15 protein-coding genes are annotated in these 14,830 nt (G+C 70.5%); 12 read left to right on the forward strand and 3 right to left on the reverse strand.

Going from position 1 to position 14,830, the window contains the following annotated elements:
- The first annotated feature begins 40 nt into the window (after positions 1 to 40).
- The 9 genes from PSESU_RS01220 to xerC all read left to right on the forward strand — a co-directional run bounded on the left by PSESU_RS01220 (position 41) and on the right by xerC (position 9,682).
- Entirely contained in the window at positions 41 to 1,009 is a 969-nt protein-coding gene (locus PSESU_RS01220; RefSeq protein ID WP_013533937.1) for a helix-turn-helix transcriptional regulator, read from the forward strand.
- 560 nt (positions 1,010 to 1,569) lie between these two features.
- The gene (locus PSESU_RS01225) at positions 1,570 to 1,911 is read left to right on the forward strand and encodes a hypothetical protein (RefSeq protein ID WP_013533938.1); all 342 of its coding nucleotides are present in this window, start codon (positions 1,570 to 1,572) and stop codon (positions 1,909 to 1,911) included.
- Between the two features lie 188 nt (positions 1,912 to 2,099).
- Positions 2,100 to 4,211, forward strand: coding sequence for a prolyl oligopeptidase family serine peptidase (locus PSESU_RS01230; protein ID WP_013533939.1), 2,112 nt, complete (start codon positions 2,100 to 2,102; stop codon positions 4,209 to 4,211).
- Positions 4,212 to 4,318: 107 nt separating this feature from the next.
- Positions 4,319 to 6,472 (forward strand): S9 family peptidase, encoded by a 2,154-nt coding sequence (locus tag PSESU_RS01235; protein WP_013533940.1) that lies wholly within the window; start codon positions 4,319 to 4,321, stop codon positions 6,470 to 6,472.
- Between the two features lie 76 nt (positions 6,473 to 6,548).
- A complete protein-coding gene (locus tag PSESU_RS01240; RefSeq protein ID WP_013533941.1) occupies positions 6,549 to 6,950 on the forward strand; it encodes a YbaN family protein in 402 nt (133 codons plus the stop codon).
- A gap of 49 nt (positions 6,951 to 6,999) precedes the next feature.
- Positions 7,000 to 7,251 (forward strand): LPS translocon maturation chaperone LptM, encoded by a 252-nt coding sequence (gene lptM / locus PSESU_RS01245; RefSeq protein WP_013533942.1) that lies wholly within the window; start codon positions 7,000 to 7,002, stop codon positions 7,249 to 7,251.
- The gene (dapF, locus tag PSESU_RS01250) at positions 7,238 to 8,083 is read left to right on the forward strand and encodes a diaminopimelate epimerase (RefSeq protein WP_013533943.1); all 846 of its coding nucleotides are present in this window, start codon (positions 7,238 to 7,240) and stop codon (positions 8,081 to 8,083) included. The genes lptM and dapF overlap by 14 nt, the downstream gene beginning before the upstream one ends.
- Entirely contained in the window at positions 8,080 to 8,754 is a 675-nt protein-coding gene (locus PSESU_RS01255; protein ID WP_013533944.1) for a DUF484 family protein, read from the forward strand. The genes dapF and PSESU_RS01255 overlap by 4 nt, the downstream gene beginning before the upstream one ends.
- A gap of 52 nt (positions 8,755 to 8,806) precedes the next feature.
- Positions 8,807 to 9,682: a tyrosine recombinase XerC gene (xerC, locus tag PSESU_RS01260; protein WP_013533945.1), complete on the forward strand. Its 876-nt coding sequence runs from the start codon at positions 8,807 to 8,809 to the stop codon at positions 9,680 to 9,682.
- Positions 9,683 to 9,721: 39 nt separating this feature from the next.
- Here the strand turns inward: xerC and PSESU_RS01265 are convergent, their stop codons facing one another.
- Both PSESU_RS01265 and PSESU_RS01270 read right to left on the reverse strand, forming a co-directional pair.
- Positions 9,722 to 10,129, reverse strand: a complete 408-nt coding sequence (locus PSESU_RS01265; protein WP_013533946.1) for a hypothetical protein — start codon at positions 10,127 to 10,129, stop codon at positions 9,722 to 9,724.
- A 23-nt stretch (positions 10,130 to 10,152) separates the two neighbouring features.
- Positions 10,153 to 11,313, reverse strand: a complete 1,161-nt coding sequence (locus PSESU_RS01270) for a zinc-dependent alcohol dehydrogenase (protein ID WP_013533947.1) — start codon at positions 11,311 to 11,313, stop codon at positions 10,153 to 10,155.
- A 225-nt stretch (positions 11,314 to 11,538) separates the two neighbouring features.
- Here PSESU_RS01270 and PSESU_RS01275 point away from each other — a divergent pair, with 225 nt between their 5' ends.
- From PSESU_RS01275 to hslU, 3 genes are all read left to right on the forward strand, one after another.
- On the forward strand, positions 11,539 to 11,898 hold the full coding sequence (locus PSESU_RS01275) for a nucleotide pyrophosphohydrolase (protein WP_233275246.1): 360 nt from the start codon (positions 11,539 to 11,541) through the stop codon (positions 11,896 to 11,898).
- 388 nt (positions 11,899 to 12,286) lie between these two features.
- Entirely contained in the window at positions 12,287 to 12,838 is a 552-nt protein-coding gene (gene hslV / locus PSESU_RS01285; RefSeq protein ID WP_013533950.1) for an ATP-dependent protease subunit HslV, read from the forward strand.
- Positions 12,839 to 12,920: 82 nt separating this feature from the next.
- Positions 12,921 to 14,285 (forward strand): ATP-dependent protease ATPase subunit HslU, encoded by a 1,365-nt coding sequence (gene hslU / locus PSESU_RS01290; protein ID WP_013533951.1) that lies wholly within the window; start codon positions 12,921 to 12,923, stop codon positions 14,283 to 14,285.
- Between the two features lie 72 nt (positions 14,286 to 14,357).
- Here the strand turns inward: hslU and PSESU_RS01295 are convergent, their stop codons facing one another.
- A complete protein-coding gene (locus PSESU_RS01295; RefSeq protein ID WP_013533952.1) occupies positions 14,358 to 14,822 on the reverse strand; it encodes a hypothetical protein in 465 nt (154 codons plus the stop codon).
- Between the last annotated feature and the right edge of the window lie 8 nt (positions 14,823 to 14,830).

The raw sequence follows: 14,830 nt of genomic DNA on the forward strand, positions 1-14,830 counted from the left end.
CCGTCGCAGCGTTGACTGCAACAACGCATAATCGGCGCCTATGGACCGCTACGAACGCATCAACGCGCTGCACCGCATCCTCAAGGCGGCGCGCTATCCGGTGACCGTGCCCCGCCTGCAGGAGGAGCTTGGCTGCTCCCGGGCCACGGTCTACCGCGACCTGGCCTTCCTGCGCGACGCGCTGATGGCGCCGGTGGAGGGCGATGGCGAGGCGGGCTTCCGCTACGCCGCGGCCGAGAGCGACCGGTTCGAGCTGCCCGGGCTGTGGCTCAGCTCCGAGGAGCTGTACGCCCTGCTGGCCTCGCAGCAGCTGCTGCGGCGTACCGGCGCCGGCGTGCTGTCGAGCGTGCTGGCCCCGCTGCAGCAGCGCATCGAAGGCCTGCTGTCCGCCCAGGCCGGCACCAGCCGCTGGCCGGTCGAGCGGGTGCGGGTGATCCCGCACCGCGGCCGTCGCCTGGACGAGACCAGCTTCCGCGCCGTCGCCTCGGCCGTGCTGGAGCGGCGCAGGCTGGCGTTCGAGTACCGCGCCCGTTCCACCGACGAGACCACCCGCCGCAAGGTCTCGCCCCAGCGCATCACCCACTACCGCGACAACTGGTACCTGGACGCCTGGGACCACGAGCGCGAGGCCCTGCGCAGCTTCGCCGTCGACCGGATCATGCAGGCCCGGGTCCTGGAGGACGCCGCGCAGGACGTGGAGGACACGGTGCTGGACCAGCACTTCGCCTCCAGCTACGGCATCTTCTCCGGCGAGCCCAAGGGCTGGGCGACCATCGTCTTCAGCCCCAAGGTCGCGCGCTGGGTGGCCGACGAGCACTGGCATTCGCGCCAGCAGGGCCGCTTCCTGCCCGACGGCCGCTACGAGCTGAAGGTGCCCTACAGCGTGCCGCGCGAGCTGCTGATGGACGTGCTGCACTACGGCGCCGACGCCGAGATCGTCGAGCCGCAGATGCTGCGCGAGCAGGCCAAGAGCCTGCTGTCGCTGGCGCTGTCGCAGTACGACCGCTGAGGCTATTCCGCGTTCCCCCGGGAGGGGTCGGGGTGAGGATCGGCAACACGCCCCATGCGAGCGCTCGCGCGAGTGGGAAGTGGCGCTCCGGGCCCGTCTGCGTCGGCAATGACCCGCTCTGTAGCCTCCCCCACCGGACGGGGGGCATCCCGTGTATATCCGGCGCCCAAGCGACATCGCAGGCACCGCGACCCTCTCCCCAACCTCCGCTCAGCGCGTCCATGGGAGGCGGGCGTTCACCGCCATGCGTGCCGGTGGCGCGCAGGCATGTCGGCCCACCCGGCGGAGAAAGGGCTAAGCCATCCCTCCTCTCCCTTCGGGGAGAGGAGAGGGGCGAGGGTCGGTAGCCCGGCGCAGGCCGGCGCTCGCGGGACAGGTACATGGCCGCCCACACTGGAGGGGCGCATGCCGTGCATGTCCGGCGACCGGTGAGATTGTCGTCCGATCTTCCCCCGGGAGGGGGAGGGGCCAAGCCGCTCCCCTCCAGTCCGGGAGGGTGGCATCGCAGCCTGTGAGATGGACCCCCGGCAACCTGCGCCTCCCAACAAGGAGCTGCAGCCATGTCGAACTGGTCGCCCACCCCCGCCGCCGCGCCCCGCCACCTCCAATCCGCCGACGCGCCGGAATCGGGCCTGGAGAAGGCCCTGCGTTACTGGTTCGCCACCGGCCTGCTGGGCGTCTGCCTGGTGCCGGCGCTGCGCGGCTCCTCGGAATGGATCGGCTGGCTGCCGCTGTGGCTGGTGGGGATGCCGCTGGCGGCCTGGTGGGCGCTGCACCGCTTCCGCCTGCCGGCCGCCGCGCCGGCCCTGGCCCGGCGCCTGCGCCAGATGCGGCCGCGGGCCCAGGCGCGCCGCCGCGGCACCCGCCGCCTGGCCGGCTTCGGTCGCCGCGCAGTGGCCTGAGACGGCAGGGGGGACGGGGCGTGCAGGGCGACCGCCCCGGCCTGGCCGCCCGGTCGCCGCCCGGCCGGGCCAGCCTCGCGGACAGGCTGGACCCTCTCCGCACAGGGCCCGGCCCTGACCATCGGCAGGCGTGACCCTCCGGAGGCTGTGCTAGCTTCGCCGGCTCAGTTCAGTTTTCGGAGTAACCGATGTCGCGTCTTGCCCAGGCCTGCCTTGTCGCCGGCCTTGCCGCCGCCGGAGCGGCCCATGCCCAGGAGCCCACCATGGCCGACGACCCCTACCAGTGGCTCGAGGACGTCACCGGCGAACGCCAGCTGGCCTGGGTCCGCGCCCGGAACGCCAAGACCGACGCCGCCCTGGCTTCCACCCCGGAGTTCAAGGCCATGGAGGCCGGCATCCGCGAGGTGCTGGACTCGGACGCCAAGATCCCCGGCGTGCAGAAGATGGGGAATTACTACTACAACTTCTGGAAGGACCGTAACCACGAGCGCGGCGTCTGGCGCCGGACCACGCTGGAGGAATACCGCAAGCCGAACCCGGCGTGGGAGACCATCCTCGACCTCGACGCGCTGAACAAGGCCGAGGGCGAGAACTGGGTGTGGCACGGCGCCGACTGCCTGCGTCCGTCCTACGAGCGCTGCCTGGTCGCGCTGTCGCGCGGCGGCGCCGATGCCGACGTCACCCGCGAGTTCGACATGAACAGCCGCACCTGGATCAAGGACGGCTTCTTCCGTCCCGAGGCCAAGGGCGGCCTGGGCTGGATCGACCAGGACACGGTCTACGTCTACACCGACTTCGGCGACGGCTCGCTGACCGAGTCCGGCTACCCGCGCATCGCCAAGCGCTGGAAGCGCGGCACCCCGCTGGAATCGGCGGAGGTGGTGTACGAGGGCAGGGCCGATGACATGTACATCGCCGCCGTCCACGACGACACCCCCGGCTTCGAGCGCGACTTCGTCAGCCGCACCATCGCCTTCTACAACGACGAGCTGTACCTGGTCGGCAAGGACGGCAAGCTCGCCAGGATCGACGTGCCGAACTCGGCCAGCGCCGGGGTCAAGCGCGAGTGGCTGACGGTGGAGCTGCGCGAGCCGTGGACCGTGGGCGGCAGGACCTATGCGGCCGGCTCGCTGCTGGCGGCGGACTTCGACGGGTTCATGGCCGGCAAGCGCGAGTTCGAGGTCCTGTTCGAGCCGACCGAGCGCAGCTCGCTGGCCAGCGTCACCTGGACCCGTTCGCACCTGGTGCTCAATGTCCTCGAGGACGTGAAGAACCGCCTGCACGTGCTGACCCCGGGCAAGGACGGCTGGAAGCGCAGCGAGTTCGTGGGCGCGCCGGCGTTCGGCACCCTGGGCGTGTCGGCGGTGGACAGCGACGAGTCCGACGCGGTGTGGCTGACCGCCACCGACTACCTGACCCCGACCACGCTGTCCCTGGCCACCATCGGCCAGCAGCCGGAGCAGCTGAAGTCGATGCCGTCGTTCTTCGACAGCAGCACCCAGGTGATCGAGCAGCACTTCGCCACCAGCAAGGACGGCACCCGCGTGCCCTACTTCCTGGTGCGCCCGAAGGACCTGGCGCTGGACGGCAAGGCGCCGACCCTGCTGTACGGCTACGGCGGCTTCGAGGTCTCGCTGACCCCCGGCTATTCCGGTGGCCTCGGCCGCGCCTGGCTGTCGCGCGGCGGCGTGTACGTGGTGGCCAACATCCGCGGCGGCGGCGAGTACGGCCCGCGCTGGCACCAGGCCGCGCTCAAGGCCAACCGCCACAAGGCCTACGAGGACATGGCCGCGGTGGCGCAGGACCTGGTGGCGCGGAAGATCACCTCGCCCCAGCACCTGGGCGTGCAGGGCGGCAGCAATGGCGGCCTGCTCACCGGCAACATGCTGACCCAGTACCCGGAGCTGTTCGGCGCGGTGGTGGTGCAGGTCCCGCTGCTGGACATGAAGCGCTACAACAAGCTGCTGGCGGGCGCGTCGTGGATGGCCGAGTACGGCAACCCGGACACGGCCGACTGGGAGTTCATCCAGACCTTCTCGCCGTACCACCTGTTCGACCCGGCCAGGGAGTACCCGCCGGTGATCTTCCTCACATCCACCCGCGATGACCGCGTCCACCCGGGCCATGCGCGCAAGATGGCGGCGAAGATGATCGATGCCGGCAAGGACGTGACCTACTTCGAGAACATCGAGGGCGGCCACGGCGGCGCGGCCAACAACGCCCAGGCCGCGCACATGAGCGCGCTGGCCTACGCCTTCCTCTGGCAGCGCCTGAGCCAGCCGGCCAGGGCGAAGAAGTAGCCAGCAACCAAGCGCCCCCGGCCACGTCCGGGGGCGCTTCGCTTTGGAGCCCGGCGCCACGCGCCACGGCCGTTCCGCGTACCGTCACCCGCCCAGGGACCGCATCGATGAAAATGCCCCTCCTGCTCGCAATCTCCGCACTGATGACCATCAATCCCGCCGCCGCCAATCCGCCCGATGCCGAACGCAAGCCGTTCACGGTGACCACGCCGTTCGGCGCCAGCCGCCAGGACGACTACTACTGGATGCGCGACGACGAGCGCCAGGATCCTGCCGTGCTCGGCTACCTCGAGGCCGAGAACGCCTACGCCAACGAGCTGCTGGCGCCGCTGAAGCCGGTGCAGGAGAAGCTGTACGGGGAGATCGTCGCGCGCATCAAGCAGGACGACAGCTCGGTGCCGTTCCGCGACCACGGCTGGTGGTACTACTCGCGCTACGAGGCCGGCAAGGATTACCCGGTGTACGCACGGCGCAAGGACGGCCAGGGCGTGGACGCGATCTCGATCCAGGCCGCCAACGAGGCCGGCGACTTCGCCGCCGAGCAGGTGCTGCTGGACGTCAACGAACTGGCCGCCGGCAAGGACTACTTCAGCGTCGGCGACTACGAGGTCAGCCCGGACAACAGCCTGCTGGCCTGGGCCGAGGATGCCGTCGGCCGCCGCCAGTACACGATCCGCTTCCGCAACCTGGCCACCGGCGAGGTCTATCCGGACACCATCACCGGCGTCTCGCCCAACCTGGTGTGGGCCGACGACAACCGCACCCTGTTCTACGTCGAGAACGACCCGGAAACGCTGCTGACCGTGCGCGTGAAGAAGCACGTGCTGGGCACCCCGGCGGAGCAGGACCAGCTGGTGTACGAGGAGGAGGACGATTCCTTCTACATGGGCATCGGCCGCACCCGCGACGACAAGTACATCACCATCGGCCTGGACAGCACCGTCTCCTCCGAGGTCCGCTACGCCCCGGCCGCGGACCCGCGCGAGTTCCGGGTGCTGGCGCCGCGCCAGCGCGACGTGGAGTACGACGCCGACCACCACGGCGGCCGCTGGGTGATCCGCACCAACGCCGACGGCGCCACCAACTTCAAGCTGGTCACCGCGCCCAGCGACGCCACCTCGCGCAAGCAGTGGCAGGACTGGCTGCCGCACGACCCCGAGGTGTTCATCGAGGAGTACGAGCTGTTCGACGGCTTCACCGCGGTCGGCGAGCGCTCCGGCGGCCTGGAGCGGGTGCGCATCCTGCGCGCCGATGGCAGCCAGCAGTATGTGTCCGCCGACGAGCCGGCCTACTCGATGGGCCTGTCGGTCAACAGCGAGCCGGACACCCAGTGGCTGCGCTACGGCTACACCTCGCTGACCACGCCGGCGACCACCTACGAACTCAACGTCGCCACCGGCGAGCGCCGCCAGCTCAAGCAGCAGCCGGTACCCGGCTACGATCCGTCCCGGTACGCGACCGAGCGGGTGTGGGTGGAAGCGCGCGACGGCGTGCGCATCCCGGTCTCGCTGGTCTACCGCAAGGGCTTCAGGAAGAACGGCACCGCCGCGCTGTTCCAGTACGCCTACGGCAGCTACGGCATCTCCATGGACCCGGGCTTCAACGGTCCGGTGGTGAGCCTGCTGGACCGTGGCGTGGTCTACGCCATCGCCCATATCCGCGGCGGCCAGGAGATGGGCCGCACCTGGTACGAGCACGGCAAGCTGCTGGAGAAGCAGAACACCTTCAACGACTTCGTCGACGTCACCCGCGCCCTGGTGGCGCAGGGCTACGCCGCGCCGGGCCGGGTCGCGGCCATGGGTGGCAGCGCCGGCGGCCTGCTGATGGGCGCGGTCGCCAACCAGGCCCCGCAGGACTACAAGGTGATGGTCGCCCAGGTCCCGTTCGTGGACGTGGTCACCACCATGCTCGACCCGACCATCCCGCTGACCACCAACGAGTACGACGAGTGGGGCAATCCGGAGCAGCAGGAGTACTACGAGTACATGCTCAAGTATTCGCCGTACGACAACGTCGCCGCGCAGGCGTATCCGGCCATGTTCGTCGGCACCGGCCTGTGGGATTCGCAGGTGCAGTACTGGGAGCCGGCCAAGTGGGTGGCTAGGCTGCGCGACCTCAATACCGGAAGCGCGCCGGTCGTGTTCCGCACCAACATGGATGCCGGCCACGGCGGCAAGTCCGGGCGTTTCCGCCGCTTCCGCGAGCAGGCCGAGTACTACGCCTTCGTGCTCGACCAGCTGGGCGTGGCCGAGGAGCCCTGAGCGCCACGCGCTGAAGCGTGGGAGGGTTACCGCCCGTCCACGCTTCACGTGATGCCCGCCGGCCTATGATGCGGCCATGGGCAACCGCGACCGCTTCCGTTGGGCCTGGTGGCTGCTGGCCTATGCCAGCCTTGGCGTGGGCATCGTCGGCATCTTCCTGCCCGGCCTGCCGACCACGGTATTCATCCTGGTTGCCGCCTGGGCGGCGGCGCGTGGATCCAAGCGGCTGGAACGGCGCCTGCTGGAAGATCCGCGCTTCGGCCCTGTGATCCTGGCCTGGCGCCAGCATCGCGCGGTGCCGCGCCGGGCCAAGTGGGCGGCGACCTGGGCGATGCTCGCCTGCGCCGCGATCCTGCTCGGGGTGATGCTCGCCGTGCCTTCGCACCGCGGCTGGATGGTGGTCCTGCCGATCTGCTGCATGGCCGTGGTCGGCACCTGGCTGTGGCTGCGGCCCGAGCCGCCCGATCCGGCGTCCTGAACGCCGGCGCGCGAGCCGGCATCCACCGCCGCGTCGCTATACTCCGGGCATGGACACCATCCGACGTCATGCATTCCTCCTGGCCCTGGCCGCCCTGCCGCTGCTGGCCGCCTGCGGCAACAAGGGCCCGCTGGTGATGCCGCAGAAGCCGGTGCCGGTCGAGCAGCCCGCGCCCGGGGCGCCGCCGGCCAGCGCGCCGGTCGAAGGCGACGAACCCGCGCCGGCCGCAACGCCGGCCACTCCCGCCGATCCGCTGCCCGCGCAGGAGGATGGCGGCGACGCGGGCGATGTCGATGGCTGAGCGCCTGCGCTTCAGCAAGATGCATGGAGCCGGCAACGACTTCGTGGTGCTGGACCTGCGCGATGGCAGCCCGCCGCCGGACGCCGCGCTGGCCGCGCGCCTGGCCGACCGACACCGCGGCGTGGGCTGCGACCAGATCCTGACCATCGAGCCGCCGCGCAGCGCCGGCGCGGTGGCCGCCTACGGCATCTGGAACGCCGATGGCAGCCCGTCCGGACAGTGCGGGAACGGCGCGCGTTGCGTGGCTGCCTGGCTGGTCCGCGCCGGTGCCGCCCGCGGCGAAAGCTTCGTGATCGACAGTCCCGCCGGCATCCACCAGGTGCAGGCGTTGGGCGATGGCCGCTACGCGGTCGACATGGGCGCGCCGCGCTTCGCACCGGCGCAGGTGCCGCTGGCCGGCTTCGGGGCCGAGGCCGCGGAATACACCCTGGAGCTCGATGGCCGCCGCGTGGTGTTCGGCGCGGTGTCGATGGGCAATCCGCACGCGGTGATCGAGGTCGGGGACATCGACGCTGTCGACGTGGCCGGCACCGGCCGCGCGCTGCAGGCCTCGGCCGCGTTCCCGCAGTCGGTCAACGTCGGCTTCGCCCAGGTGCTGGCGCCTGGCCACATCCGCCTGCGCGTGTACGAGCGCGGGGTCGGCGAGACCCTGGCCTGCGGCAGCGGCGCCTGCGCCGCGGTGGCCTCGCTGGTGCGGCGTGGCCGCATCGCCCGCGAGGCGACGGTGTCGCTGCCCGGTGGCGACCTGCGCATCGGCTGGGCCGGCGAGGACGCGAGCATCATCATGGCCGGACCGGCCGCATTCGTATTCGAAGGGGAGTGGCAGGAATGAGCGAGACCCAGGAAAAACCCGGCGCGCACGAAGTGGCGGCCTGGCTGCGCCGGCATCCGGATTTCCTCAAGCAGTTCCCCGACCTGGCGCAGAGCCTGGTGGTGCCGCGCGAGGACGGGCGCACCGCCTCGCTGGCCAGCTACCAGCTGGAAGTGCTGCGCGAGAAGAACCGCGAGCTGTCGCGTCGCCTGTCCGACCTGTCGGCCAACGCCCAGGTCAACGAGCGGCTGGCAGTGCGCACCCACCAGCTGACCCTGTCGCTGATGCGCCAGGGCAACCGCGCCGGGACCCTGCGCGCGATGGCCGCCTCGCTGGCCGAGGACTTCGCCGGCGACCTGGTGCGGATCATCGCCTTCACCCCGGTCGAGGGCCTGGACGATGCCGGATGGCTGCGCGTGATCGCCGCCGATGCGCCGCAACTGGAGCCCTTCCGCGACGCCCTGGCCTCGGGCGAACCGCTGTGCGGCCGCCTGCATGGCGACAAGAACGCCGTGCTTTACGGCGAGGAGGCCACGCAGGTGCAGTCCAGCGCACTGCTTTCGCTGCCGGGCGTCGGCCTGGTCGCGGTGGGCAGCCATGATCCCAACCGCTTCTACCCGGGCATGGGCACGCTGTTCCTGCGCATGATGGGCGAGTCCCTGGCCACCGCCCTGCAGCGTTTCGAGGCCTGAGCCGGCCGCGCCGAGCGCACTGTCGGCGCATGCACGACCACCCGCCGCGACCATGAACGGCATCCAGGACTTCCTCGAACACCTGCGCGTGGAGCGGGCGATGTCGCCGCACACGCTCGACGCCTACCGGCGCGACCTGCAGGCGCTGCAGGACTGGGCGTTCGAGCGCGGCGAGGACGTGGTCCGGATGGACGGCGGCCGCCTGCGCGAGTTCGTGGCCAGCGAGCACCGCCGCGGGCTGTCACCGACCAGCCTGCAGCGGCGCCTTTCGGCCTGCCGCAGCTACTACGCCTGGCTGCTCAAGCATGGTGTGATCGAGGCCAGTCCCGCGATCGGCCTGCGCGCGCCACGCGCGCCACGCAAGCTGCCCCAGGTGCTGGACGTGGACGAGGCGGTGCAGCTGGTCGAGGTGGACACCAGCGCGCCGCTGGGCCTGCGCGACCGCGCCCTGCTGGAGCTGTTCTATTCCTCGGGCCTGCGCCTGAGCGAGCTGTGCGCCCTGCGCTGGCGCGACCTGCACCTGGACCAGGGCCTGGTCACGGTGCTGGGCAAGGGCAGCCGCCAGCGCAGCGTGCCGGTCGGCTCGCACGCGCGGCGCGCGCTGGAGGAGTGGCGCAGTTCCACCGGTGCCGGCAGCGACGACTTCGTGTTTCCAGGCCGTGGTGGTGGCCCGATCAGCCAGCGCGCGGTGCAGGTCCGCATGCGCCAGCTGGCCGCGCGCCAGGGCCTGTTCAAGCACGTGCACCCGCACATGCTGCGGCACAGCTTCGCCAGCCACGTGCTCGAATCCTCCGGCGACCTGCGCGGCGTGCAGGAGCTGCTCGGCCACGCCGACATCGCCACCACCCAGATCTACACCCACCTCGACTTCCAGCACCTGGCCAAGGTCTACGACGCGGCGCACCCGCGGGCGAAGCGGAAGAGCTGAAGCCGCCGACCGCCGCCGCCCTGCGCGCGCGCCGGACGTTTACCTCCGCCGCAGCAGCAGCCAGGCGGCCACGCCAAGGCCCACACCCAGAATCGCGGCCTTGGCCGGCGAGCGGCGTACGTCCTGGCAAAGCCCCTCGACCACGTTGACCCGGTCGGCGGCGATCAGCGCCAGCCAGTGCCCGATGTCATTCTCGCTGCGACGGAAGGCGGCGCGGCGGATCATGCCGCTGAGCCCCTTGGGCGGGAGGCGGGTGCCGAAGGTCCGCGAGTGCTCGGGACGCTCGACCGACTTCAGCACCTCCACCGTCATCGGCTGCCGGGGCGGCGGGTCGCTCCACGGCACGTCCAGCCGCGGCGGGGTGCGCTCCATCGGCACCGCCGGGCGGTTCTCGCGTTCCAGGTCCGAACCCCAGCCGGGGATATGGGCGTAGCTGCTGCGATCCATGGTCTGCTCCTGTGCGCGCCGGCTCATGCTTCCGCCCGCGCCGAAGGCGGGATCAGCACGGTCTTGATGCAGTTGTCGCGCTTGTTGACGAAGATGTCGTAGGCGTCGGCCACGTCTTCCAGCGGGATGCGATGGGTGATGATCTCGCGCGGCGAGATGTGGCCGGCACGGATGTGCTCGATCAGCCGCGGCAGGTGGCGCTTCACGCTGGCCTGGTTCATGCGCAGGGTCAGGCCCTTGTTCACCGCGTTGCCGATCGGAATCATGTTGAAGGTCGGCCCGTAGACGCCGACGATCGAGATGCGCCCGCCCTTGCGCGCGCTGTTGATCGCCCAGTGCAGCGCGATCGGCGAGCCGGCCTGCAGCATCAGGATCTTGCCGGTGATGCCGTGGAAGGCGCTGCCGGTGGCGTCGCAGCCGACCGCGTCGATGCACACGTCCGCGCCCAGCCAGTCGGTCATCTTCTTCAGGTGGGTGGCGACGTCGTCGATCTCGCGGAAGTTCACCGTCTCGGCGTGGGCGAACTTCCGCGCGAACTCCAGGCGGTAGTCCTCGCAGTCGACAACGATCACCCGGCCGGCGCCGAAGAACCAGGCGCTCTTGGCCGCGAACAGGCCGACCGGGCCGGCGCCGAACACGACCACGGTGTCGCCCTCGCGGATGCTGCCCATCTCCGCGGCCTGGTAGCCGGTGGGGAAGGCGTCGGTCAGCAGCACCGCGTCCTCGATGTGGATGTCGTCCGGGATCACGGTCGGGCCGACGTCGGCGAACGGCACCCGAACGTACTCGGCCTGGCCGCCGTCGTAGCCGCCGGCGGTATGGGTATAGCCGTAGAAGCCGCCCATCGCGCTGGCCTGCGAATTGACGTTGTGGCAGTTGCCGTACAGCTCCTTCTGGCAGAAGTAGCAGCTGCCGCAGAAGATGTTGAACGGCACAAGCACGCGGTCGGCAACCTTGAGGTTCTGCACCGAGGGGCCGACTTCCTCGACCACGCCGCAGAACTCGTGGCCGATGATCGAGCCCACCCGGGTATCGGGCACCAGTCCGTTGTAGATATGGATGTCCGAACCGCAGATGCAGCTGCGCGTGACCCGGATGATCGCGTCGTTGGGATGCTCGATCTCCGGCTCGGCGACATGTTCGATGCGCATCGTGCGGGGGCGGCGGTAGGTGGTGGCCAGCATGGAGTTCTCCGCTCGGGGACGTGCGCCGGCGGGGCCGGCTGGGGCACCTGACCTTGCGGCCCCGGCCGTGAACAGGGCGCCTCGCCAGCGTGGGGGAGGCGTGGAGGCCCGCTGCATGTCCTTGCAGGATCTGCACGCGGCCACCAACGTGGGCCGGTGGCGTCCATGCCTGCGAACGCGGCGATGCCCAGGCCACGCCGCCGGACGGGCGGGGCATGAGCCCGCGTGGCACCATGGCCCGAACTGCGGGGGAGCTGCATGGGACTGGACGAACTACGCGAGACGGCGCTGCGTCTGAACGCGCTCTACGGGCAGCTGGAGCGCAAGCGCTGGGGGCGGGAGTGGACCACTCAGGAGCTTGCACTGGGCTTCATGGGCGACGTGGGCGACCTGGCCAAGCTGGTGCAGGCCCATGCCGGCGTACGTGACATCGACGACGTGCAGGCCAGGCTCGGCCACGAGCTGTCGGACTGCCTGTGGTCGATCCTGGTGCTCGCCGACAAGTGCGGGGTCGACCTCGAGGCCGAGTTCCGCAGGAATACGGCCGGGCTGATCCAGTACGTGTCGGCGGAACTGGAGCAATGACGATGCAAGCGCAGTCCGGCAACCCGCGCCGTTCCGGGCCCTGGGCCAGCGCGGTCGCGCTCCTGGGCGGCCTGGCAGGACTGGTCTTCGGCAGGCTGGTGGGCAGCTGGCTGCCGGAATCGCCCCCATGGGTGGGGCCAGGCATCGTCGTCGGCTCGCTTGCGCTGCTGCTTGTCGGCACCTTCCTGCTCCCGCTGTTTCGACGGCACCGGGCTCCGCGGGGTCGTGCCCGTTAGCGGCCAGGCGAGGCCTTCCGGCCGCGGCTTGCGGCGAGGGCCGTGCGGGCTGGGCCGGACTGGACAGGGCCCGGCCTCCGCGGCACCCACGCCGGGTTGAACCGGCGGGAAGCAGCCCCCACTCAGGGAGCTATCGACCCCCGGAGCGCCGCATGGACCCCAGCCAGAACCCCAATGTGTTCCACGCCACCACCATCGTCTGCGTGCGTCGCGGCGACAAGGTGGCCATCGCCGGCGACGGCCAGGTCACGCTTGGCCACACGGTGATGAAGGGCAATGCACGCAAGGTGCGCCGGCTGGGCCGCGACGGCCAGGTGCTGGCGGGCTTCGCCGGTGCCGCCGCGGATGCCTTCACCCTGTTCGAGCTGTTCGAGGCCAAGCTGGAGAAGCATGGCCAGCTGACCCGCGCCGCGGTGGAGCTGGCCAAGGACTGGCGCACCGAGCGCCGCCTCGGAAAGCTCGAGGCCCTGCTGGCGGTGGCCGACAGGGAGACCTCGCTGGTCATCAGCGGCACCGGCGACGTGATCGAGCCGGAGGACGGCATCATCGCCATCGGTTCCGGCGGCAGCTACGCCCTCTCGGCGGCACGCGCCCTGCTGGCACATACGCAACTGGACGCCCGCACCATCGCCACCGAAGCGATCGGCATCGCCGGCGACATCTGCATCTACACGAACCGCAACGTCGTGGTCGAAGAGTTGTGACTGCCCGCGCCCGCCCTGGCGGCGGGCCGCTGATCGCCGGGCCGGCAACGGTCCGGCCGCCCCGAAGACTGGAATGCCCCCCATGACTGATACCTCTTCCTCGACCATGACCCCGCGCGAGATCGTGCAGGAGCTGGACCGCCATATCGTCGGCCAGCAGGCCGCCAAGCGCGCGGTTGCCATCGCGCTGCGCAACCGCTGGCGCCGCATGCAGCTCGATCCGGAGCTGCGCAACGAGGTGATGCCCAAGAACATCCTGATGATCGGCCCCACCGGCGTCGGCAAGACCGAGATCGCGCGGCGCCTGGCCACCCTGGCCAACGCGCCTTTCGTGAAGGTCGAGGCCACCCGCTTCACCGAGGTGGGCTATGTGGGCAAGGACGTGGAGCAGATCATCCGTGACCTGGCCGACACCGCGGTCAAGATGTACCGCGAGCAGGCCAAGGTGAAGGTGCGCCTGCAGGCCGAGGAGCGCGCCGAGGAGCGCATCCTGGATGCGCTGCTGCCGCGCCGCGCGGTCCCGGGCTTTGGAAACGGCACCGCCGAGGTGCAGGTTTCCGGTCCGGAGGATTCCACCCGCGCCAAGTTCCGCCGCATGCTGCGCGATGGCGAGCTGGACGACCGCGAGATCGAGCTGGAGCTGGCGGCCACCGGTGCCGGCGTGGACATCATGACCCCGCCGGGCATGGAGGAGATGGGCCAGCAGCTGCGGCAGATGTTCGCCAGCCTCGGCGGCGGCAAGACCCACAAGCGCAGCCTGGCGATCCGTGCGGCGCGTCCGCTGCTGGTCGAGGAGGAGGCCGCGCGCCTGGTCAACGAGGACGACGTGCGCGCGGCGGCCATCGAGGCCTGCGAACAGCACGGCATCGTCTTCATCGACGAGATCGACAAGGTCGCCAAGCGTGGCGAGAACGTGGGCGGCGGCGACGTCTCCCGCGAGGGCGTGCAGCGCGACCTGCTGCCCCTGGTCGAAGGTTCGAACGTGTCCACCAAGTACGGCACGGTCAAGACCGACCACATCCTGTTCATCGCCTCGGGCGCGTTCCACCTGGCCAAGCCTTCGGACCTCATCCCCGAATTGCAGGGCCGCTTCCCGATCCGGGTCGAACTTACCGCGCTGAGCAAGGAGGACTTCGTCCGCATCCTCACCGAGCCCAAGGCCGCGCTGACCCGCCAGTACGTGGAACTGCTGGCCACCGAAGGGGTCGGGCTGGAATTCACCACGGATGCGGTCGAGCGCCTGGCCGAAATCGCGGCCCAGGTGAACGAGCGCCAGGAGAACATCGGTGCCCGCCGCCTGCATACGGTGCTCGAGCGGTTGCTCGACACGCTCAGCTACGAGGCCCCGGATCGTGACGGCCAGTCGGTGACCATCGACCGCGCCTACGTCGACCAGCACCTGGGCGAGCTGGTGCAGGATCCGGACCTGAGCCGCTACATCCTCTGACCGGACCGGGATCTCCCGGCACGAAGAAAGGGCCGGCACCCTGGGTGGTGCCGGCCCTTCTGTTTCATCGCGTCAGCGGAAGGCAGCCTGGGCCTGGCCGCGGACCGCCACGCCGGTGCGCGATTTTGCGCGTGCCGTTTCCTTAGGCTTGCGCGCACGGGTCTTTCCGGGCGCCGCCGCGGTGGTCGCACGCCGGCCGGCACGCGAGGCGGCGGCATTGTTGCCGAGCGCCAGTTCGCTCATCACGTCGGACGATTCACGGTTCATCCGCTCGAGCTGCGCCTCGTAATGCTCCAGCGCACGGCTGAACAGCTGCTCCTTGCGCAGGGTGCGGGTGATCGACGCCGAATCCTTGGAGCGTCCCTGCGAGGTCGCGGCCACGCGCTGGCGCTGGGCCAGGTCGCGCTGGCGGTCACGCAGTTCGCGCGTGCGCCGGATCAGGGTCGCCAGCTGCTTTACTTCGTACGGGCCGCGCGTCTGCAGCAGCTGCTTCTCGCGTGCATTGAGCAGGGCGGACTGGGCGGGTGTCATCCTCATCTGAGGTC

This window comes from Pseudoxanthomonas suwonensis 11-1 (assembly GCF_000185965.1).
GTDB lineage: Bacteria > Pseudomonadota > Gammaproteobacteria > Xanthomonadales > Xanthomonadaceae > Pseudoxanthomonas > Pseudoxanthomonas suwonensis_A.